Origin of the sequence: Mycobacterium helveticum, assembly GCF_007714205.1 — a bacterium.
GTDB classification, from domain to species: Bacteria; Actinomycetota; Actinomycetes; order Mycobacteriales; family Mycobacteriaceae; genus Mycobacterium; species Mycobacterium helveticum.
Genome location: NZ_VMQU01000032.1, coordinates 1 through 20,807, shown reverse-complemented (window position 1 = coordinate 20,807; position 20,807 = coordinate 1). Strand labels below are relative to the sequence as shown.

Annotated in this window: 20 protein-coding genes; 11 read left to right on the top strand and 9 right to left on the bottom strand. The window is 71.5% G+C overall.

Annotated elements, in window-relative coordinates:
* Nucleotides 1–7 precede the first annotated feature (7 nt).
* Entirely contained in the window at nucleotides 8–1,696 is a 1,689-nt protein-coding gene (locus FPZ47_RS09825; protein ID WP_144950794.1) for a cytochrome c biogenesis protein DipZ, read from the top strand.
* Between the two features lie 86 nt (nucleotides 1,697–1,782).
* Here the strand turns inward: FPZ47_RS09825 and FPZ47_RS09820 are convergent, their stop codons facing one another.
* Nucleotides 1,783–2,295, bottom strand: a complete 513-nt coding sequence (locus FPZ47_RS09820) for a mycothiol transferase (RefSeq protein ID WP_144950792.1) — start codon at nucleotides 2,293–2,295, stop codon at nucleotides 1,783–1,785.
* A gap of 64 nt (nucleotides 2,296–2,359) precedes the next feature.
* Here FPZ47_RS09820 and FPZ47_RS09815 point away from each other — a divergent pair, with 64 nt between their 5' ends.
* Genes FPZ47_RS09815 through FPZ47_RS09800 form a run of 4 tightly spaced genes read left to right on the top strand, consistent with a single transcriptional unit; the run spans nucleotide 2,360 to nucleotide 6,615 of the window.
* Nucleotides 2,360–4,114 carry an N-acyl-D-amino-acid deacylase family protein gene (locus FPZ47_RS09815; RefSeq protein WP_144950790.1) on the top strand — a complete coding sequence of 585 codons (1,755 nt, stop codon included), beginning with the start codon at nucleotides 2,360–2,362 and terminating at the stop codon, nucleotides 4,112–4,114.
* 38 nt (nucleotides 4,115–4,152) lie between these two features.
* Nucleotides 4,153–5,592, top strand: a complete 1,440-nt coding sequence (locus FPZ47_RS09810) for a PPE family protein (RefSeq protein WP_144950788.1) — start codon at nucleotides 4,153–4,155, stop codon at nucleotides 5,590–5,592.
* Nucleotides 5,593–5,632: 40 nt separating this feature from the next.
* Nucleotides 5,633–6,028: a pyridoxamine 5'-phosphate oxidase family protein gene (locus FPZ47_RS09805; RefSeq protein ID WP_144950786.1), complete on the top strand. Its 396-nt coding sequence runs from the start codon at nucleotides 5,633–5,635 to the stop codon at nucleotides 6,026–6,028.
* 26 nt (nucleotides 6,029–6,054) lie between these two features.
* The gene (locus FPZ47_RS09800; protein ID WP_144950784.1) at nucleotides 6,055–6,615 is read left to right on the top strand and encodes a carboxymuconolactone decarboxylase family protein; all 561 of its coding nucleotides are present in this window, start codon (nucleotides 6,055–6,057) and stop codon (nucleotides 6,613–6,615) included.
* On the opposite strand, the gene FPZ47_RS09795 is transcribed toward FPZ47_RS09800, so the two are convergent.
* Both FPZ47_RS09795 and groL read right to left on the bottom strand, forming a co-directional pair.
* Entirely contained in the window at nucleotides 6,604–7,443 is an 840-nt protein-coding gene (locus tag FPZ47_RS09795) for an SDR family NAD(P)-dependent oxidoreductase (protein WP_144950782.1), read from the bottom strand. The genes FPZ47_RS09800 and FPZ47_RS09795 overlap by 12 nt on opposite strands.
* Before the next feature lie 314 nt (nucleotides 7,444–7,757).
* Nucleotides 7,758–9,383: a chaperonin GroEL gene (gene groL, locus FPZ47_RS09785; RefSeq protein WP_144950778.1), complete on the bottom strand. Its 1,626-nt coding sequence runs from the start codon at nucleotides 9,381–9,383 to the stop codon at nucleotides 7,758–7,760.
* 295 nt (nucleotides 9,384–9,678) lie between these two features.
* On the opposite strand from groL, the gene FPZ47_RS09780 reads away from it, so the two are divergent.
* The 6 genes from FPZ47_RS09780 (at nucleotide 9,679) to FPZ47_RS09755 (ending at nucleotide 16,232) form a co-directional block, all read left to right on the top strand.
* The gene (locus FPZ47_RS09780) at nucleotides 9,679–10,173 is read left to right on the top strand and encodes a cupin domain-containing protein (RefSeq protein WP_144950776.1); all 495 of its coding nucleotides are present in this window, start codon (nucleotides 9,679–9,681) and stop codon (nucleotides 10,171–10,173) included.
* A gap of 86 nt (nucleotides 10,174–10,259) precedes the next feature.
* Nucleotides 10,260–11,183: an SDR family NAD(P)-dependent oxidoreductase gene (locus FPZ47_RS09775; RefSeq protein WP_144950773.1), complete on the top strand. Its 924-nt coding sequence runs from the start codon at nucleotides 10,260–10,262 to the stop codon at nucleotides 11,181–11,183.
* A 17-nt stretch (nucleotides 11,184–11,200) separates the two neighbouring features.
* Nucleotides 11,201–12,406, top strand: coding sequence for a molybdopterin molybdotransferase MoeA (gene moeA / locus FPZ47_RS09770; protein WP_144950771.1), 1,206 nt, complete (start codon nucleotides 11,201–11,203; stop codon nucleotides 12,404–12,406).
* 51 nt (nucleotides 12,407–12,457) lie between these two features.
* Nucleotides 12,458–13,189, top strand: a complete 732-nt coding sequence (locus FPZ47_RS09765) for a phosphatidylserine decarboxylase (protein WP_144950769.1) — start codon at nucleotides 12,458–12,460, stop codon at nucleotides 13,187–13,189.
* Nucleotides 13,186–14,049, top strand: coding sequence for a CDP-diacylglycerol--serine O-phosphatidyltransferase (gene pssA / locus FPZ47_RS09760; RefSeq protein ID WP_144950767.1), 864 nt, complete (start codon nucleotides 13,186–13,188; stop codon nucleotides 14,047–14,049). The genes FPZ47_RS09765 and pssA overlap by 4 nt, the downstream gene beginning before the upstream one ends.
* Nucleotides 14,046–16,232: an AAA family ATPase gene (locus FPZ47_RS09755; protein WP_144950765.1), complete on the top strand. Its 2,187-nt coding sequence runs from the start codon at nucleotides 14,046–14,048 to the stop codon at nucleotides 16,230–16,232. Before pssA ends, FPZ47_RS09755 begins: the two co-directional genes overlap by 4 nt.
* Before the next feature lie 64 nt (nucleotides 16,233–16,296).
* On the opposite strand, the gene FPZ47_RS09750 is transcribed toward FPZ47_RS09755, so the two are convergent.
* From FPZ47_RS09750 to napA, 6 genes are read right to left on the bottom strand one after another with little or no spacing between them, the layout of a single operon-like run.
* Nucleotides 16,297–17,313, bottom strand: coding sequence for a TIGR03617 family F420-dependent LLM class oxidoreductase (locus tag FPZ47_RS09750; RefSeq protein ID WP_144950763.1), 1,017 nt, complete (start codon nucleotides 17,311–17,313; stop codon nucleotides 16,297–16,299).
* Nucleotide 17,314: 1 nt separating this feature from the next.
* Complete coding sequence (locus FPZ47_RS09745; protein ID WP_144950762.1) at nucleotides 17,315–17,956, bottom strand: LON peptidase substrate-binding domain-containing protein; 642 nt, start codon at nucleotides 17,954–17,956, stop codon at nucleotides 17,315–17,317.
* A 5-nt stretch (nucleotides 17,957–17,961) separates the two neighbouring features.
* Nucleotides 17,962–19,113 carry a glutamate--cysteine ligase gene (locus FPZ47_RS09740; protein ID WP_144950760.1) on the bottom strand — a complete coding sequence of 384 codons (1,152 nt, stop codon included), beginning with the start codon at nucleotides 19,111–19,113 and terminating at the stop codon, nucleotides 17,962–17,964.
* Nucleotides 19,094–19,807, bottom strand: coding sequence for a superoxide dismutase[Cu-Zn] (gene sodC / locus FPZ47_RS09735; protein ID WP_144950758.1), 714 nt, complete (start codon nucleotides 19,805–19,807; stop codon nucleotides 19,094–19,096). The genes FPZ47_RS09740 and sodC overlap by 20 nt, the downstream gene beginning before the upstream one ends.
* A 49-nt stretch (nucleotides 19,808–19,856) precedes the next feature.
* The gene (locus FPZ47_RS09730) at nucleotides 19,857–20,333 is read right to left on the bottom strand and encodes a LytR C-terminal domain-containing protein (protein WP_144950756.1); all 477 of its coding nucleotides are present in this window, start codon (nucleotides 20,331–20,333) and stop codon (nucleotides 19,857–19,859) included.
* A gap of 18 nt (nucleotides 20,334–20,351) precedes the next feature.
* Nucleotides 20,352–20,660 (bottom strand): nucleoid-associated protein NapA, encoded by a 309-nt coding sequence (gene napA / locus FPZ47_RS09725; protein WP_144950754.1) that lies wholly within the window; start codon nucleotides 20,658–20,660, stop codon nucleotides 20,352–20,354.
* Nucleotides 20,661–20,807: the final 147 nt, after the last annotated feature.

Here is a 20,807-nt window from a genome sequence, read left to right as displayed (position 1 = left end):
CCGGCCCGTGCACACGATCGCGCTCATCGGGTTCCTCGGCGGCCTGATCACCGGCATCTCGCCGTGCATCCTGCCGGTGCTGCCCGTGGTGTTCTTTTCCGGCGTCGATGCGGCCGGCGAAAGGTCCTCCGCCCGGCCGTATCTGGTGATCGCGGGCCTGGTGTGCAGCTTCGGCGTGGTGACCCTCGCGGGTTCCGCGCTGCTGTCGGCGCTGCACCTGCCGCAGGACGCGATCCGGTGGGCCGCCCTGGTGACGCTGACGCTCATCGGCCTGGGCTTGATCTTCCCGCCGCTGCAACGGCTGATCGAGCGGCCGTTCGCCCGACTTCCGCAACCCCGATTCGCCTCCCGGCGAAGCGGTTTCGGGCTCGGGTTGACGCTGGGCGCGCTGTATGTGCCGTGCGCGGGGCCGGTGCTGGCCGCGATCGTGGTCGCCGGCGGCACGGCCACCATCGGGCCGGAGACGCTGGTGCTGACCGCGGCGTTCGCGATCGGGACGGCGTTGCCGCTGCTGGTCTTCGCACTGGCCGGGCGGCGCGCGGCCGAGCGTGTCGCCGCATTCCGCCGCCGGCAGCGCGCCGTGCGGATCGCCGGCGGGATCACGATGATCGTGCTGGCCGTGGCACTGGTCTTCAACCTGCCGGCGATGCTGCAGCGCGCGGTGCCCGACTACACCGCGGCGATGCAGAAAAGCATCGGCGCCAACGACATTCGGCGCAAGCTCGACCCGGGCCGCACGAAGAACGACGCGGCGGCGGGCCGGCTGGCCGACTGCATCGACGGCGCCGACAGGCTGCAGGAGTGTGGGCCGGCGCCGGCGCTGACCGGGATCACGGGGTGGCTGAACACCCCGGACGGCAAACCGATCGACCTCGCCTCGCTGCGCGGCAAGGTGGTCCTGATCGACTTCTGGGCGTACTCCTGCATCAACTGCCAGCGGGCCATCCCGCACGTCGTCGACTGGTACGACCGCTACCGCGACGACGGCTTCGTGGTGATCGGCGTGCACACCCCGGAGTACGCCTTCGAACGGGTCCCCGGCAACGTGGCCGCCGCGGCCGCCGCGCTGCACATCACCTACCCCGTCGCGCTGGACAACGACTACGCCACCTGGAACAGCTACCAGAACCTGTACTGGCCGGCCGAATACCTGATCGACGCCGACGGCACCGTCCGGCACACCAAGTTCGGCGAGGGCGACTACGACGGCACCGAAAGGCTGATCCGCCGGCTGCTGGTGGCCGCCGACCCCGACGTCCGGCTGCCCCCGGCGTCCGGCGCGGCGGACGACACGCCGCGAACCCGGCTGACGCCCGAGACCTACCTGGGCGCGGGCAAGGCCACCTATTACGGCGGCACCGGCCAATACGATTCCGGCACCGCGACATTCAGCTTCCCGGCCACGTTGCCCGACGACCGCTTCGCGCTGCGTGGCCGCTGGACCATCGACGACCAGGGCGCCACCGCCGAGAGCGAGGGCGCCGCCGTCCGGCTGAACTACACCGGCAAGGACGTGTACGTGGTCGTCGGCGGCACCGGCAGCATCGCCGTCACCCGCGACGGTGAGACCACCACGACGCCGATCGGCGGGCCGCCCACGCTGCACCGGATCGCGTCCGGCCAGACCGCCCACCGCGACCAGCTCGACATGCGGGTCGGCAAAGGCCTGCAAGTCTTTTCGTTCACCTTCGGCTAGGGCGTCTGTGCGCGACCATCACCTCCGGGGCCCGGCGGACGTCGTCGGTGCCGCACGCGAGCGCGCCGCACCGCACGCCCGCGAACCTACTGGATCCCCCGCACGTAGGCGGCCTGGCCGAGATGCTGGGCGCAGTCGTCGACGATGCTCACCAGCCGGGTGCCGGCCGTCACCGGGGGCTCCCAGTGGGTGTCCACGACGCGGGCCAGTTCGCCGGCCGTGACCCCGGCGAGGTATTCGAGGGTGAGCTTGTGCACCGCGTGGTAGTAGCCGGACAGCAGGCCGGCGGGCGCGTGCACCTTGGCGACCTCGTCGGGCCCGTGACCGTAGCCGGTGTCCTCGCGCGGCAGGTCCAGGCCGAATCGGTCCACCCATCCGTCGCGGGTCCACACCTGCTGCACGCCGGCCACGTGCGCCAGCTGGATGTCCTGCACCCGCGCGCTGTGCCAGAGCAACCAGGCGATGCTGTTGGCGCTCGGGGTCGGGCGGTAGTCGGCCACCTCGTCGGTCAGTCCGTCGGTGAGGTCGTCGACGTGTTCGATCAGCCGGGTGAACGCGTCCCGAAGGAGTTCCTGAACGGCGGCGTCGGGATCGGCCATACCGCCGACATTACGGGAGGCCGTGGCCCTGGCACGACCCCCGGCGCGGTCGTAGATTAATTAGATGACCTACGACCTCATCATCCGCAACGGCACCATCGTCGACGGGCTGGGGGGTGAACCGTACGTCGGCGACGTGGCGGTGCAAGACGGCGTCATTGTGGCCGTTGGGCCACCCATGGGCCACGAGAACGGGGACACCGCCGCGCGCGTGATCGACGCCACCGGGCTGCTGGTCACGCCCGGCTTCGTCGACCTGCACACCCACTACGACGGCCAGTCCATCTGGTCGGAGCGGCTGACCCCGTCGTCGGCGCACGGGGTGACCACGGTGGTGATGGGCAACTGCGGGGTCGGCTTCGCGCCGTGCCGCCAGTCCGACCACGACGTGCTCGTCGACGTGATGGCCGGGGTCGAGGACATTCCCGGCGTGGTGATGACCGACGGCCTGCCGTGGACCTGGGAGACCTTCCCCGAATACCTGGACGCCATCGAGGCGGGACGGCGTGACATCGATGTGGCCGCCTACCTGCCGCACTCGCCGCTGCGGGTGTACGCGATGGGGCAGCGCGGCGCCGACCGCGAACCGGCCACCGCCGCGGATCTCGCGAAGATGCGGGCGCTGGCCACCGAGGCGATCGAGGCCGGTGCGCTGGGCTTCGCGACCTCGCGCTTCACGATCCACAAGACCGAGAGCGGTTCGCCGATCCCGAGCTACGACGCCGCCCGCGAGGAGATCGAGGAGATCGCCAAGGGGGTCGTCGACGGCGGCGGCGGGCTGCTGCAATTCGTGCCCGACATCCCCGCCGGCGGGTACCAGCCCGTGCTGCAGACGGTGTTCGACGTGGCCGAGGACGTCGGCCTGCCGGTCACGTTCACCCTGGTGGTCGCCAACGCGGGCGAACCGACGTGGAGGGACGCCATCACGATGATCGAGAAGGCCAACGCCAATGCCGGTGGGGGCGACGCACAATTTACCGCGCAGCTGTTGCCGCGCCCGATCGGGCTGATCCTCGGGCTGCAGCTCACCGCCAACCCCTTCGTGCTCTACCCCAGCTACCGCGAGATCGCGCACCTGCCGCTGGCCGAGCGGGTCGCCGAGATGCGCAAGCCGGAGGTCCGCGCCCGCATCCTGGCCGACAAGCCCGGCCAGGGTCACCCGATCCTGTACGTCGCGCAGATGTGGGACTGGATCTACCCGCTGGGCGACAACCCCGACTACGAGCCCGACCCGTCGACGAGCATCGGTGCCCGCGCCCGTGCCCGCGGGGTGCAGCCGATGGAGGAGGCCTACGACCGGCTGCTCGACGACGACGGGCGCGCCATCCTGTTGGTCGCCACCAGCAACCTGGCAAACAATTCGCTGGACACGGTCGGCATGCTGCTGCACCGGGACGACGTGGTGCTCGGTCTCGGCGACGGCGGCGCCCACTACGGGATGATCTGCGACGCCAGCTACTCGACGTACTTCCTGACCCACTGGGCGCGCGACCGCAAGTCGGGCCGGTTCAGCGTGCCCGAGGCCGTCCGCGCGCTGACCTCGGTGCCGGCCCGGGTGGCCGGGCTGGGCGACCGCGGCCGCATCGCCGTCGGCTACAAGGCCGACCTCAACGTCATCGACCACGCCGCGCTGCGGCTGCACAAGCCGGTCATCCGCCACGACCTGCCCGCCGGCGGCCGCCGCCTGGACCAGACCGCCGACGGTTACGTCGCCACGATCGTGTCCGGGGAGGTGATCGCCGCCAACGGCGTCCCCACCGACGCCCGCCCCGGCAAGTTGGTCCGCGGCCGGCGGTCATCCCCAGTACCCGCCCGATAACGCCACGAAGGGCAGCCCGTCGCGGTTAAGTTGGGTCAGTGACGAGCCCGCATTTTGCGTGGTTGCCGCCAGAGATCAACTCGGCATTACTCTTCGCCGGTCCCGGAGCGGCGCCGCTGCTTGCTGCGGCGACCGCGTGGGAAGGGCTGGCCGAGGACCTGGCGTCGTCAGCATCGTCGTTCCTCTCGGTGACGACGGACCTGGCCAGCGGGTCGTGGCAGGGGGCTTCGGCGACGGCGATGCTGTCGGTCGCCACGCAGTACTCCGGGTGGCTGAGCGCGGCGGCCGCCCAGGCCGAGGTCGCAGCAAGCCAGGCGGCGGCCATCGCGGGCGCATTCGAGGCGGCGTTGGCGGCCACCATCCAGCCGGCGGTGGTCACGGCCAACCGGATGCTGGTGCAGGCGCTGGCAAACACGAACTGGTTCGGGCTCAACGCCCCGGCGATCATGGACACCGAGGCCGCGTACGAGCAGATGTGGGCGGCCGATGTCGCGGCGATGCTCAACTACCACGCCGACGCGTCGGCGGCCGCCGGTCAGCTGGCGCCCTGGCAGCAGGTCCTGCAGAAGATCGGCTTCCGGTTCAGCAACGGCCAGCTCAGCAGCGTCCTGCCCGGTAGCAGCGGCCAGGGCTCGAACCTCGGCTTCGGCAACAGCGGCAGCCTGAACGTGGGTTCCGGCAACTCCGGGAACAACAACCTCGGCGTGGGCAACCTCGGAAACGGAAACATCGGCTTGGGCAACACCGGTAACAACGACTTCGGCATCGGGCTGACCGGCAACAACCAGATCGGCTTCGGCGGCTTCAACTCGGGGACCGGGAACATCGGCCTGTTCAACTCGGGCAACAACAACATCGGCTTCTTCAACTCGGGCAACGGGAACTTCGGCATCGGCAACGCCGGCTCGTTCAACACCGGCTTCGCCAACTCCGGCAGCATGAACATGGGCTTGTTCAACAACGGCGCCGCCAACACGGGCTTCTTCCAGGACAACGCCCTGGGCGCGCAGGCAGTCCCCGACGCCGGCATGCTCGGCTCCGCCCGCCACGTCACCGGCGGTCTGGGCGCGGTCAACCTGGGTTCGGGCCTGCTCAGCTCGGCCGCCGCCAACACCGGCGGCCTGAGCGCCAGCCTGGGCAACGCGGCCCTGCTCAACCCGGCCGCGGCCAGCGCCGCCTTTGCCGCACCGCCGAGCCCGCCCGCCGCCTTCGCGGGCGGCGTCGAATCGCTCGGCGCGAACGCCGCCGCCGTCACCGCCGCCGGCGGTCCCACTCCCACCGTGGGCGTGCGGACCGCGGCCACCGCTCCCACGGGCGTCTTCAGCCCCGCGCCCGGCGACCCCGCGGTGCGCGGCAACCCGCCCGTTCGCGAGCCGGGCATCCCCAACTCGGGCTTCTTCAACAAGGCCGACCGCACCCCGGCCGGCCCCAACCCGGGCATCAGGGAGCTGAGCCTGCTGCCGACCCCGCCCGACTAGAAATCCGTTTCGCGCCAGGCCCGAGGCCTATCCTCGGACCATGCGGACGAAAAAGAGGGTGGACCTGCAGCGGCTCGCCGCCGCTCTCCCCGACTACCCGTACGCGTACCTGATCACCGTCGACGACGGCTATCGCGTGCACACGGTGACGGTGGCGCCGACGTTGCGCGACGGGACCATCGACGTCGGCCCTATCGGCGGGCGTACCCGCGACAACCTCGCCCGGCGCCGCGACGTCACCCTGCTGTGGCCCCCCGTCGAGCCGGGCGGATACTCGCTCATCGTCGACGGGCACGCGCAGGACGCGGGGCCCGGTTCCGCGCCCCTGGGCGTCGTGCCCGACCGCGCGCTGCTGCACCGTGACGCCGCCCCCGACTCACCCGAGGCGGCCCGGGGCTGCCTGCACGACTGCGTCGTGTTCTCGCTGCCGGCCTGACGGGTGCGCACCGTACAGTCTCATCCGTGAGCCGCGTCGCACCGCTGGCCCCGCCGTGGAGCGAGGAAGATGCCGTCAGCATCAACAGCTGGGGCCACCCCGACCGCGCATATGAGCCGCTGCTGCTGGTGCGTTGCCTGCAGCGCCATCCGGCGCTGGCCACCCGGCTGCGCAAGCTCGGTGAATCCCTCTACGTCGCAGCGCTTTTGCCCACCCGGACGCGGACGATCGCGATCCTCCGGATCTGTGCGCTCCTGCGCTGCGAATACGAGTGGGGCGGGCAGGCCGCGTTCTGGGGTCCCCTCGCCGGCGTCGGCGACGACGAGTGCGACGCGCTGGTCACCGGCGGTGCGGACGACCCGCGCTGGAGCCCGGCCGAGCGGACGCTGATCGCGGCGGTGGACGAGCTGGAACGCACCGGCTCGTGGTCGGAGGCGACGTGGGAAGTGCTGGGCCACTCACTGGACGACGAGCAGCGGATCGAATTGCTCACGGCCGTCGGCTGGTACCGCACGATCTGCACGCTGTGCAACGCGCTCGCGCTTCCGGTGGAGGGCTGGATGCGGCCCTGGCCCCTAGCGCGCTGACCGGTCCCGGCGCAGGTCCCTTTTGAGGCCCGGGTGCTGGTTTTTCAACAGCGGCAGCAGCACCCGCCGCGGCATGAACTGGAACAGGCGGGTGGACAGTTGGCTGGGCAGCCCGGCGATCACCGTGCCCCGGTCGCCGTCGAGCGCGTCGACCCCGGCGCGCGCCACCGCGCGCGACGGCATCCACATGAACTTCGGGAACGCGGCGGCGAACGTGCGTTCGTCCATGCCGGCGTTCTTGAGGAACTCGGTGCGCACCGGCCCCGGGCACAGCAGCGCGACGGTGACACCGGTGCCCGCGAGCTCGGCGCGCACCCCTTCGGTGTAGGTCTTCACGAACGCCTTGGTGGCGGCGTAGCCGGCCTGCCCGGGGAACGGATGGAAGCCCGCGGTGGATCCGACATTGAGGATCGCGCCGCGTCCGCGGGGCACCATCTGCTGGACCGCGCGGGTGGTCAGGTCGATGACGGCCTCGACGTTGACCCGCACCTGCGCGATCTCGTCGGCGACGGGCGATCTCGTCACCGACCCGATGGTGCCGATACCGGCGTTGTTGACCAGGACGTCGACGGTCAGCCCGCGCCGGCCGACCTCGTCGAGGAGGTCGGCCCGGGCGGCGGGATCCGCGACGTCGCAGGCGATCACCTCGACGTGCGAGCCGCCTTGGGCCAGTTCGCCGGCCAGTTCGCGCAGCCGGTCTTCGCGGCGGGCGACCAGGGTGAGGCCGTGGCCTCGGTCGGCCAGTTCGCGGGCGATGTCGGCGCCGATGCCCGACGACGCCCCGGTCACGACGGCCGTGCTGGTGGGTGAGGGGGTCGGAAGAGTCACGGGTCGAACCTACCGGGTGGCCGGACGCGGGGGCCGTCCGTGAGCCGTTGCAGGTGAGTGATCTGTGGTCGTCACGCGACGCGCACCCCGTCTCGGGGTTGCTGCCCGGCAGCGGTCGGCGAGCACCTCCGGTGACCCGTACCGGCCCGTCGTGGCGGACGGGTGCCGCCGCGGTGCGCCCGGGGCCGCATCCGACAGTCCGCGCCGTCCGGCGCGGGCGGACATTCGTTGAGACCCCCACACTCCTTGACCCCGGCCTCGACGACACGGAAAAGCCCGGCCCCCAAGGGAACCGGGCTTTTCCGCTGGTGGACTCAGAAGTCCATGCCGCCCATGCCACCGGTCGGGTCGCCCGCGGGAGCGGTCGCCTTCTCCGGCTTCTCGGCGACGACTGCCTCGGTCGTCAGGAACAACGCCGCGATGGACGCCGCGTTCTGCAGCGCCGAACGGGTCACCTTGACCGGGTCGGCCACGCCGGCCTTCAGCAGGTCCTCGTACTCATTGGTCTGCGCGTTCAGACCGTGACCCGATGGCAGGTTGCGCACCTTTTCGGCCACCACGCCGGGCTCCAGCCCGGAGTTGAAGGCGATCTGCTTCAGCGGAGCCTCCAGCGCCACCTTGACGATGTTGGCGCCGGTGGCCTCGTCGCCGGTGAGCTTGAGCTCGTCCAGCGCCGGAGCCGCCTGCAGCAGGGCCACGCCGCCGCCGGCGACGATGCCCTCCTCGACGGCCGCCTTCGCGTTGCGCACCGCGTCCTCGATGCGGTGCTTGCGCTCCTTGAGCTCCACCTCGGTGGCCGCACCGGCCTTGATCACCGCAACACCGCCGGCCAGTTTGGCCAGGCGCTCCTGCAGCTTCTCGCGGTCGTAGTCGGAGTCGCTGTTCTCGATCTCGCTGCGGATCTGGGCCACCCGCCCGGCGATGGCGTCGGTGTCGCCGGCGCCCTCGACGATGGTGGTCTCGTCCTTGGTGACGACGACCTTGCGGGCCTTGCCGAGCAGCGCCACGTCGGCGCTCTCCAGCGACAGCCCGACCTCCTCGCTGATCACCTGACCACCGGTGAGGATCGCCATGTCCTGCAGCATCGCCTTGCGGCGGTCACCGAAGCCGGGGGCCTTGACCGCCACCGACTTGAAGGTGCCGCGGATCTTGTTGACGACCAGCGTGGACAACGCCTCGCCCTCGACGTCCTCGGCGATGATCAGCAGCGGCTTGCCCGCCTGGATGACCTTCTCCAGCAGCGGGAGCAGGTCCTTGACGGTCGACACCTTGGAGCTGACCAGCAGGATGAAGGGGTCCTCCAGGACCGCTTCCTGACGCTCGGCGTCGGTGACGAAGTACCCCGAGATGTAGCCCTTGTCGAACCGCATGCCCTCGGTGAGCTCGAGCTGCAGGCCGAAGGTGTTGGACTCCTCGACGGTGATGACGCCCTCGTTGCCGACCTTGTCCATCGCCTCGGCGATCAGGTCGCCGATCGACTGGTCGCCCGCGGAGATCGCGGCGGTGGCGGCGATCTGCTCCTTGGTCTCGACGTCCTTGGCCGACTTCAGCAGGTTCTCGGTGACCCTCTCGACGGCCTTCTCGATGCCGCGCTTGAGCGCCAACGGGTTGGCGCCGGCGGCGACGTTGCGCAGACCCTCCTTGACCAGCGCCTGGGCCAGCACGGTCGCCGTCGTCGTGCCGTCACCGGCCACGTCGTCGGTCTTCTTGGCAACCTCCTTGACCAGCTCGGCGCCGATCTTCTCGTACGGGTCCTCCAGCTCGATCTCCTTGGCGATGGACACGCCATCGTTGGTGATCGTGGGGGCACCCCACTTCTTCTCCAGGACGACGTTGCGGCCCTTGGGGCCCAACGTCACCTTTACCGCGTCGGCGAGGGCGTTGAGCCCGCGCTCGAGGCCGCGACGGGCCTCTTCGTCGTACGCAATTGTCTTGGCCATTGCGAAGTTATTCCTCCGGGTCGGGAATGAAACTGGGGCCACCGTGGTGACGACAACCCCATTACTTACGCTGGCCGGGCGCAGTGCCCGCGACGGACGACCAGACTGGCCTCACCGTCCCGACCTGGCACTCGCCGGTCGCGAGTGCCAACGTCATTCTTAGCACTCGCCCATGCCGAGTGCAAGAACGCCTCCCGTGTTATCGCGCTGCGCGTAACCGCTGCGGGCAGGTCGAGCAGCTGCTCGTAGCACCCGCCGAAGCCGCGGCCGCGATCAATGGCCGCACACTGGACGCATGTCCCTCGTCGTGCCGCCGTATCCGCCGCCCCGATACACCAAGGACGAACCCGAAGTCAGCGCCTGGTTCAGGCGGGCCGACTCGCCGCCGGACCACGAATCGTTCGGCACCAAGTACCACTATTTGGCCAACCAGCGGGCCACCGACGGCGACTACGGCCTCTACCGGGTCGACCTGCCGCCCGCCGGCGGTGGGCCCGGACCGCACTTTCACCGCGCGATGTCGGAGGCGTTCTTCGTGCTGTCCGGGACGATGAAGCTCTACGACGGCAACGAATGGGTGGACGGGAGTCGGGGCGACTTCCTCTACGTCCCGCCCGGCGGGATTCACGGCTTCCGCAACGAGGCGGACGAACCCGCCTCGGTCCTCATGCTGTTCGCCCCGGGCGCGCCGCGGGAGGCCTACTTCGAGGGTTTCGGCGCGCTGAGCGACATGACCGACGACGAGCGCAGGGAGTGGTTCGTCCGCAACGACAACCACTGGGTGCCCTAGCGCCGCCGACCACCACCGGGGGCGGTAGCGCCGCGCCTGCCGCCGCCGGGCCAGCGGCCACCGGTCCGGGTGGGTATGTTTTGGCCATGACGTCCAACACATGGTCGGAATCCGACGTGCCGGACCAGAGCGGCCGCGTCGCCGTCGTCACCGGGTCCAATACCGGAATCGGCTACCAGGCGGCCGTCGTGCTGGCCTACCGCGGCGCCCATGTGGTGCTGGCCGTACGCGACCTCGCCAAGGGCAACGTCGCCCTGTCGCGCATCGTCGCCGCACACCCCGGCGCCGACATCACCCTGCAGGCCCTGGACCTGAGCTCGCTGGACTCGGTGCGTTCCGCGGCCGAGGCGCTGCGGGCGGCCTACCCGCGCATCGACCTGCTGATCAACAACGCCGGGGTGATGTGGACCCCCAAGCAGGTCACCGCCGACGGCTTCGAGATGCAGTTCGGCACCAACCATCTCGGCCACTTCGCGCTGACGGGCCTGCTGCTCGACCACCTGCTGGACGTGCGCGGCTCGCGGGTGGTGACCGTCAGCAGCCTCGGGCACCGGCTGCGGGCCGCGATCCACTTCGACGACCTGCAGTCAGAACACGGGTACGACCGGATCGCCGCCTACGGCCAGTCCAAGCTGGCCAACCTGCTGTTCACCTACGAGCTGCAGCGCCGGCTGGCCGCGAACCCCGAGGCGAAGACCGTCGCCGTCGCCGCGCATCCCGGCGGCTCCAACACCGAGCTGGCCCGCAACCTGCCGGCGATCTTCCAGCCGCTGAAGGCCGTGCTGGGGCCGGTGCTGTTCCAGAGCGCGGCGATGGGCGCGCTGCCGACGCTGCGCGCCGCCACCGACCCGGACGTGCGGGGCGGGCAGTACTACGGGCCCGACGGCTTCCTCGAGCAGCGCGGCCGTCCCAGGCTCGTCGAGTCCAGCCGCCAATCCCACGACGAGGAACTGCAGCGCCGGCTGTGGGCGGTCTCCGAAGAACTCACCGGCGTCCACTTCCCGGTCTGACGGCCGATAATGGCCGGATGCGATCGGTAGCAGAACATCAGCGGGTCGTCGCGGAGCTGATCCGGGCCCGGCCGGCGGCCACGGTCGCCCTGGCGGACGCGCAGGGGCTGGTCCTAGCCGACGACGTCGTCGCGCGGCTGGCGCTGCCGGTGTTCGACAACTCCGCGATGGACGGCTACGCGGTGCGCGCCGAGGACATTGCACCCGCGACGGCCGAGCACCCGGTCGTGCTGCCTGTCGCCGAGGACATCCCCGCCGGGCGCACCGACCAGTTGACCCTGCGGCCGGGCACCGCGCACCGCATCATGACCGGCGCGCCGGTGCCGGCGGGGGCGACGGCGATCGTGCCGGTGGAAGACACCGACGGCGGCGTGGAAACGGTGGCGATCCGAGCCCCCCGCGAGCCCGGCAAGCACATCCGGCGCGCGGGCGAGGACGTCGCCCCCGGCACCACCGTGCTGCGCCGGGGCCAGGTCGTGACGCCGGCGATGCTCGGCCTGGCCGCGGCGCTGGGGATGGCCGGCCTGCCGGTGATCCCGCACCAGCGGGTGCTGGTGATATCGACCGGGTCGGAGTTGGTGCCGCCGGGCGTCCCGCTGCGACCCGGCCAGATCTACGAGTCCAACTCGGTCATGCTGGCCGGCGCCGCCCGCGAGGCCGGCGCGGAGGTGATCGCCGTCGCGACCGCCCACGACGACGTCGCGCAGTTCGCCGCGCTGCTGGACCGCTACGCCGCTGCCGCCGACCTCGTCATCACCAGCGGCGGCGTCAGCGCCGGCGCCTACGAGGTCGTCAAGGACGCCTTCGGCCGGGAGGGCGACCAGGGGGTCGAATTCGTCAAGGTGGCCATGCAGCCGGGGATGCCGCAGGGCGTCGGCCGCGTCGCCGGCACCACCATCGTCACCCTGCCCGGCAACCCGGTCAGCGCGCTGGTGTCCTTCGAGGTGTTCATCCGCCCGGCGCTGCGCCGGGCCATGGGCCTGCCGGACCCGGAGCGCCCGCACCGTCCCGCGGTCCTGACCGAGTCCCTGACCTCGCCGCGCGGCAAACGCCAGTTCCGGCGCGCGATACTCGACGTCGACGGCGGCACGGTCGTCAGCTACGGACCGCCGGCGTCGCACCACCTGCGGTGGCTGGCGTCGGCGAACGCGCTGCTGGACATTCCCGAAGATGTCGCCGAGGTGGCCGCCGGGACCCGGCTGCAGGTGTGGGATCTGGGCTAGGCCCGGCTCGACTGTGCGGCACCGGTTGCGGCGGCTCCGTAAGATGACCGCGTGGCCCGACGCCCGCCCCTTATCGGCCCGACCGCGCAGGACCCGACTTTCGGTCCGCGACACGTGCTGGAGTTGATCCGTTCCACCGTCCCACCCCTGCATCCGGCCGGTCGGCCGTTCGTCGCCGCCGGCCTGGGCGTCGCCCTGGCGGGACGCCACCACCGCTGGCTGCGCCGGGCGGGTCTGCTGGCGGCGGGTGCCTGTGCGGGGTTCTTCCGGCACCCGCCGCGGGTGCCGCCGTCGCGGGCCGGCGCCGTGGCGGCGCCCGCCGACGGCGTGATCTGCGTGATCGACGCCGCCGCCCCGCCCGCCGAACTCGGCATGGGTGACGCGCCGCTGCCGCGGGTCAGCATCTTCCTGTCGCTGCTGGACGCCCACGTGCAGCGCGCGCCGGTGACGGGCGAGGTGATCGCCGTGCAGCACCGCCCGGGCCGCTTCGGGCCGGCCGACCTCGCGTCGGCCAGCGCCGAGAACGAACGCACCAGCCTGCGGATCCGGACCGACGGCGGCGCCGAGGTCTCAGACGTCGTCGCGGTGCAGATCGCGGGGCTGCTGGCGCGCCGCATCGTCTGCGACGCGCGGGTGGGCGACACGCTGTCCGTCGGCGACACCTATGGGCTGATCAGGTTCGGCTCCCGGGTGGACACCTATCTGCCGCCGGGCGCGGTGCCGCTCGTCGAGGTGGGCCAGCGCGCGGTCGCCGGCGAGACCGTCCTGGCCGAACTGCCATGACCCTCAGGCCCCGGGCCAGGCGGGCGGTGAGCCTGCAGATCCTGCCCAGCTCGATGACCGTGCTGTCCGTCTGCGCGGGGCTGACCGCGATCAAGTTCGCCCTCGAGCAGCAGCCGAAAGCCGCGATGGCGCTGATCGCCGCGGCCGCCATCCTGGACGGTCTGGACGGCCGGGTGGCGCGGATCCTGGACGCGCAGTCCCGGATGGGCGCGGAGATCGACTCGCTGGCCGACGCGGTGAACTTCGGGGTCACCCCCGCGGTCGTGCTGTACGTGACGATGCTGTCGGCGTCGCCGGCCGGCTGGGTGGTGGTGCTGCTGTACGCGGTGTGCGTGGTGCTGCGGCTGGCGAGGTTCAACGCGCTGCTCGACGACGGCAGCCAGCCCGCCTACGCGCAGGAGTTCTTCGTGGGGATGCCCGCGCCCGCGGGCGCGGTCTCGATCATCGGCCTGATCGCGCTCAAACTGCAGTTCGGTGCGGGCTGGTGGACGTCGACGGCATTCCTGTGCGTCTGGGTGGTGGGGACGTCGATGCTGATGGTCAGCAAGATCCCGATGAAAAAGATGCACGCCGTGGCGGTGCCGCCGAACTGGGCCGCGCCGCTGCTGGCGGTGCTGGCGATCTTCGCCGCCGCCGCGGTGCTGGCCCCCTACCTGCTGATCTGGGCGATCATCCTCGCCTACCTGGTGCACATCCCGTTCGGGGTGCGCAACCAGCGCTGGCTGGCCGCGCACCCCGAGGCGTGGGCCGAAGAACCCAAGCAGCGGCGGGCCGCGCGACGCGCGATCCGACAGGCCCGGCCCCACCGCCGGTCGATGGCGCGCCTGGGACTGCGCAAACCGGGCGGGCGTTTGACATGACGGGCTCCGGCCGGCTCACGCTCACCGCCCGGCTGAACACCTCGGCCCTGGACTCCCGCCGGGGCGTCATCCGCCTGCACCCGAGTGCCGTCGCCGCGCTCGGGATCCGGGAGTGGGACGCGGTGTCGCTGACCGGGTCGCGGACCACGGCGGCCGTGGCGGGACTGGCCGGGCCGGACACCGCGGTGGGCACCGCGCTGCTCGACGACGTGACGCTGTCCAACGCCGGGCTGCGCGAGGACACCGCGGTGCTCGTCGGAGCGGTCACCGTGTACGGCGCGCGGTCGGTGACCCTGGCCGGCTCGTCCCTGGCGACCCGGTCGGTGTCGCCGGTCACCCTGCGCCAGGCCCTGCTCGGCAAGGTGCTGACCGTCGGCGATGCCGTGTCGCTGCTGCCCCGCGACCTCGGCCCCGGCACGTCGACGTCCCCGTCGAATCGGGGAGCGACCCGCGCGCTGGCGGCCGCGGTCGGCATCAGCTGGACCTCGGAACTGCTGACCGTGACCGGCGTCGACCCGGATGGGCCGGTCAGCGTGCAGCCGAACACGCTGGTCACCTGGGGGGCCGGCGTTCCGGCCGCCGGGCCGGTCACCCGGGAGCCGCTGAGCACCGGCACCCCGGCGGTCCTCGTGGAGGAGCTCAGGGGCTCGCAGCCCCAGGCCGCCAAGCTCGCCGAATGGCTCAAGCTCGCGCTCGACGAGCCGCACCTGCTCCGGACGCTGGGCGCCGGCGCCAACCTGGGGGTGTTGGTGTCGGGCCCGGCCGGTGTGGGCAAGGTGACGCTGGCGCGCGCGGTGTGCGACGGCCGCAGGCTGGTGGAACTCGACGGCCCCGAGGTCGGCGCGCTGGGCGCGAACGAGCGGCTCAAGGCCGTGGCCGCGGCGGTGCGCACGGTTCGCGGTGACGGTTGGCAAGGCGGCGGCGTGCTGCTGATCGCCGATGTCGACGCCCTGCTGCCGGCCACCGCCGAGCCGGTGGCCGCGCTGATCCTGGGCGAGCTGCGCACCGCGGTGGCCACCGGGGGCGTCGCGCTGATCGCCACGACCGCGCGACCCGACCAGCTCGACCCCCGGCTGCGCGCCCCCGATTTGTGCGACCGGGAGCTGTGCCTGCCGCTGCCGGACGCCGCTACCCGCACGGCGCTGCTCGAGGCCCTGCTGAAGCCGGTACCCACCGGCGACCTCCGCCTCGACGAGATCGCATCCCGCACACCGGGATTCGTCGTCGCCGATCTGGCCGCACTGATGCGCGAGGCGGCGCTGAGGGCCGCGGCGCGGGCCAGCACCGACGGGCAACCACCGCGGCTGAATCAGGACCACCTGGCCGGCGCGCTCGGCGTCATCCGGCCGCTGTCCCGCTCGGCCGGTCAGGAATTGACCGTGGGCAACGTGACCCTCGACGACGTCGGCGACATGGCCGAAGCCAAACAGGCGTTGACCGAGGCGGTGCTGTGGCCGCTGCAGCATCCCGACACGTTCGCCCGGCTGGGCGTCGATCCGCCCCGCGGTGTGCTGCTCTACGGCCCGCCCGGCTGCGGCAAGACCTTCGTGGTGCGCGCGCTGGCCAGCACCGGGCAGCTCAGCGTGCACGCCGTCAAGGGCTCCGAGCTGATGGACAAGTGGGTGGGCAGCAGCGAGCGGGCGGTCCGGGAGCTGTTCCGCCGGGCCCGTGACTCCGCGCCGTCGCTGGTGTTCCTCGACGAGGTCGACGCACTGGCGCCCCGGCGCGGGCAGAGCGTCGACTCCGGCGTGACCGACCGGGTGGTGGCCGCGCTGCTGACCGAACTCGACGGCATCGACCCGCTGCGCGACGTCGTCGTGCTCGGCGCCACCAACCGTCCCGACCTGATCGACCCCGCGCTGCTGCGGCCCGGGCGGCTGGAGCGCCTGGTGTTCGTCGAACCGCCCGATGCCGCCGCCCGCCGCGAAATCCTGCGCACCGCGGGCAGGTCGATACCGCTGAGCGCCGACGTGAACCTTGACGACGTGGCCGCCGGGCTCGAGGGCTACAGCGCCGCGGACTGCGTGGCGCTGCTGCGGGAGGCGGCGCTGGCGGCGATGCGACGGTCCATCGACGCCACCGACGTGACGGCAGCCGACCTCGCCGCGGCCCGCGAAACCGTCCGTCCCGCACTGGACCCGGTGCAGCTCGATGCGCTGCGCGCGTTCGCCGAGACCGGGTAGCGCGTACTCGAGGGCGAGCTCAGGGCTTCGGGTGCGCGCTGAGGCTCGACCGTCACCGCCGGGGTCATCGCGGCGCCCGGTGCAGGGCGGCGATCAGGTCGGCGACGTCCTGCCCGCGCGGGGTGTAGCCGGGGAAGTAACAGCACACCTCGTCGGCGTGCTCGCCGAACCGCTCGGCGATCTGCCGCGCGCAGTCCTCCGGGGTACCGGCGATCCCGATCCGCGCCACCATCGGCTCGGTGATCATTGCCCGCATCTCGGCGAAGCGGCCCCGCTTGGACAGCGCGTTGAGCTCGGGCTGGATGTCGGCCCACCCCTCGGCCTCGAGCACGGGCAGGTAGGCCGGCGTCGAGCCGTAGAACCCGATCAGCGACGCCACCCCGGCGACCGCGGCCGCCAGGTCGGCCTCCTCGCGGCCCACGGCGACCATCGCCTGGGCGACGATCCGGAAGTCGCCGGGGCTTCGGTGCGAGCGGCGCAGCCCCTCGGCGACGGCGGGGATCGTGCGCTCGGTGAGATGGCGGGCGCTGTTGAACGGCATGACCAGCAGCCCGTCGGCGAACTCGGCGGCCGTGCGGGTCATCACCGGGCCCAGCGCGCCCAGCAGCACCGGCGGCGGCCCGAACGGGTTGGGCCCGGGATTGAAGTTGGGCGCCATGATCGTGTGCGTGAAGAACTCGCCGCGAAAATCGAGGCGGCTCTCGCCTTCCCACGCCGCGAATATCGCCTTGATCGCCGCGATGGTTTCGGCCATGCGCGCCGCCGGCCGCTCCCACTTACTGCCGTAACGCTTTTCGATGTGCGCCTGCACCTGCGATCCCAGGCCGAGCCGGAACCGGCCGCCGCTGTACTCCTGCAGATCGTAGGCCGCGTGCGCCAGGTGCAGCGGACTGCGCGGCGGGGCGATCGCCACGTTGGTCATCAGGTCCAGGCGGGTTTCGCCGGCGGCGAGCAACAACGGAAAGAACACGTCGTGCTGACCCTCGAAGGTGAACAGGCCGTCGGCGCCGGCCGCGGCGATCTCGCCGGCGCTCGCCCGCGCGCCCGCCGGTGATCCGTCGACCTGCAGGTGCACTCTCACGTCAGGACAACTCGAATTCGACCACGTCGGCGAGCGCGTCGACGGCCTCGCCGAAAGCGGCCAGCCGGTCGGCGGCCGACGGCGCCGCCAGCACGGCGTAGCGGTCGGCGGCCCCGATCGGAACCCGCGCCGCCAGCGCGAAGAGCCGCTGCCCGGGATCGGCGCCCCCGGCCGGACCCAGCAACACCTCACGGGCCGGCAGCTCGGCACCGCGCGCCTCCGCGATGCGCCCGAACACGGCCATGACGCGGTCCTCGAGCTCGCGGACCTGGGCCGGGGTCACCGGGTCACCCGGCTCGTCGGGCCAGAGCCGCACGGCCGCCCGCGGGTAGGGATCGTCGGGCAGCCACCCGCACACCCGGATCCGCTCGCCCGTCCGGCACAGCAGCGAGTAGCGGCCCGCGCCGTGGTCGAGGCATTCGCCGATCGTGGCCAGGGTGCCGACATCGCTACGCGCATCGTCCCCGCCCACTTCGCGGCCCGCCGAGATCAACACCACGCCGAACGGGTCGCCGCTCTCGATGCAGTGGCGCACCAACGCACCGTAGCGGGGTTCGAAGATGCGCAGCGGAAGGTCCTGGCCGGGCAGCAGCGCCGACTCCAGCGGAAACATCGCCAGCTCAAGGGTTTCCGGATCGGTCATGGGCGCTAGACCTCCAACTCGGCCACCAGCGCGTCGACAACCGCGCGCAGGTCGCCCTCGTGTTCCTCGGCCACGCGCCGCTGTCGCTGGTAGGACGCGCCGTCGCGCCAGATGTCGGCCACCGTCGCCAGCTCGTCGAGGCAGTTCAGCGATTTGGCGACCGGTTCCAGCCGGGTCAGCACGTCGGCGAGATCGTCGGTGACCAACCGCTCGTTGCTGTCGGCGTCCAGGATGATCACGGCGTCCAGGCCGTACCGGGCGGCACGCCACTTGTTTTCCTGGACGTGCCAGGGCGGCATGGTCGGCAGCGTCTCGCCGGCCTCCAGCCTGCGGTCCAGGTCGACGATCAGGCAGTGCGTCAGGGCGACCAGCGCGCCCAGCTCGCGCAGGTTGGACACGCCGTCGCAGACCCGCACCTCGAGGGTGCCCAGATGTGGTGACGGCCTGACGTCCCAACGGATCTCGTCCACGTGGTCGATGATGCCGGTCTTCTTCTGGTCGTAGACGAAGCCCTCGAACTCACCCCAGGTCCGGAACTGGAACGGCAACCCCGCGGTGGGCAGTTGCTGGAACATCATCGCCCGGTTGCTGGCGTATCCGGTGTCCTCGCCGCCCCACCACGGCGAGGACGCCGACAACGCCAGCAGGTGGGGGTAGTAGTTGAGCAGCGAGCTCATGATCGGCATCACCTTGTGCGCGGAGCGGATGCCGACGTGCACGTGCACCCCCCAGATCAGCATCTGGCGGCCCCACCACTGGGTGCGCTTGATCAACTCCGCGTACCGCGGCGCGTCGGTGAGCTGCTGGGAGGACCACCGCGCGAACGGGTGGGTGCCGGCGGAGAACAACTCCATGCCGCGGTCCCGCACGATCCGCCGCGCCGGGCCCAGGGTGGCGCGCAGGTCCTCGATGGCCTCCCCCGCGCACTCGCAGACGCCGCTGACCACCTCGACGGTGTTGCGCAACAATTCCTTGTGCACACGCGGGTTTTCGCCGATCTCGGCGATCACCGAGGTGGCTTCGTTGCTCAGGTCCCGGGTCTCGGCGTCGACCAGGGCGAACTCCCACTCCACGCCGACGGTCGGCCGCGGCGAGCGGACGAAGTCGATGCGGGCATCGCCCCTGCCAGAAGCCCTCTTACCCGGAACCGATGACACCGCATGCCACCCGCTTGCCGGCGTCACCGGTGCTCATCGTCGTCTGGTCTGCGCCCGGCGTGCCGTTGGCCTGCTGGTAGCGGTCCGCCGGGATGTTGCCGAAGTTGTCGGCACCGGCGTGAATGATGATCGCGGTCTTCTGACCGGTCAACAGGTCGTCCATGCCGAACGCGTCCGTGGTGGTCTCCAGCATCCCCGTCCCGTCCTGGCGGACCTGAAGCGGCGGCAGGTAACCGCTGTCGGGCTCGGCCGAATGCCCCGGCGTCTGGAAATGCCCGCCGGCGGAGAGGAAGTCGCCGGGCTCGCCGCCGCCGGGGGCGACCGAGTTGGGTTCGCACTTGCCCACCTTGTGGATGTGCACCCCGTGGAAGCCGGGCGCGAGGTGACCGGGCCCGGTCGTCGCGATCGTGACGGTGGCGAAGCCGTTGCCGAAATCGAACTTGGCGGTCGCGATCTCGGCGCCGTCGGCGTTCTTGAGTACGGTGATGATGCTCTGGGCGGCCGGCGCCGCGTTCCCGGAGGCCGCGGGGGCCGGCGAGCCGGTCCAGACCGGCGGCGTGGTGCCCGGGGACGTCGCGGGGGGCTGGTCGGGCGAGCAGCCACTCAGCAGCGCGGCGCAGGTGGCCAGTAAACACGTGGACAGTGCGGACATGGTGGCGGCAGCGGCATTACGGTGACCGGCGAGCATAGGCATGTCCAGAGCCTAACCCGGCGACCCGGAACCGATCGAGCGGCCGGACGCCTCAGCCCGCCACCAGCACGAGGACGCCCGGCGGCTGATCGCTGAGCGCGGGGATCCGCGGTTCCACGGGCGCGCCCAGTTTCTTGCCCACGGCGTCCGCGGTGGCATGCTCGCCGTCGGCGTCGGTGAAGTACACCGTGGTCGTCGCGACGTCGGGCACGGTGAGGTTGCCGATCTCGGTGACCCGGAAGCCGGCCGAGGTCAGCTCGTCCTTGGTGCGCCCGGCGACGCCTTCCCTGGCAGAGATGTTGTAGACGCGGACGTCGGCCTGGTTGGCCGCGGGCGTCGTGGTCGACGCGGCCGAGGAACTGGTGGTGCTGGTCATGCCGGACACCGCCGACGCCGAGTCGTCATCGGAGTTCCCCGACGAGCTCAGGGCCTGCCAGCCGAGCAGCAGGAAGATGACGCCGAGGAACAGCAGCACCATCACCATGGCCCGCAGCGGAAGCCCCGCGGAATCGGGGACGCGCTCTTTCATCGAGCCCACTGTAGCGAGTCAGGTCACCTCGAAGCCGAGACGCCGCGCCGCGCGCGCCTTCTGACGGCTCGCGCGCAGCCGCCGCAGCCGTTTCACCAGCATCGGGTCGGCGGCCAGCGCCTCGGGCCGGTCGACCAGCGCGTTGAGCACCTGGTAGTAGCGCGTCGCCGACATCGAGAACAGTTCTTTGATGGCGTCTTCCTTGACCCCGGCGAATTTCCACCACTGCCGTTCGAACGCCAGGATGTCGTGCTCTCGGCGGGTGAGCCCATCGGCGATGTCAGCGTCGTCCCCCGATTGATTTGCCCGCGCCATGGCGCTGTCCATATTGCTTCCCCTGGACCCTTCCGGCGGATTCTCGAATTGCTCTGATGACGTGATTACGGGCATGTTTTGCGCGAATATTGAACCACGCCGCGAAGTCTGGCGCCGGAACCCGGACCCGCGAGTCGCCGTATTGGCCCGGTTCCCGCC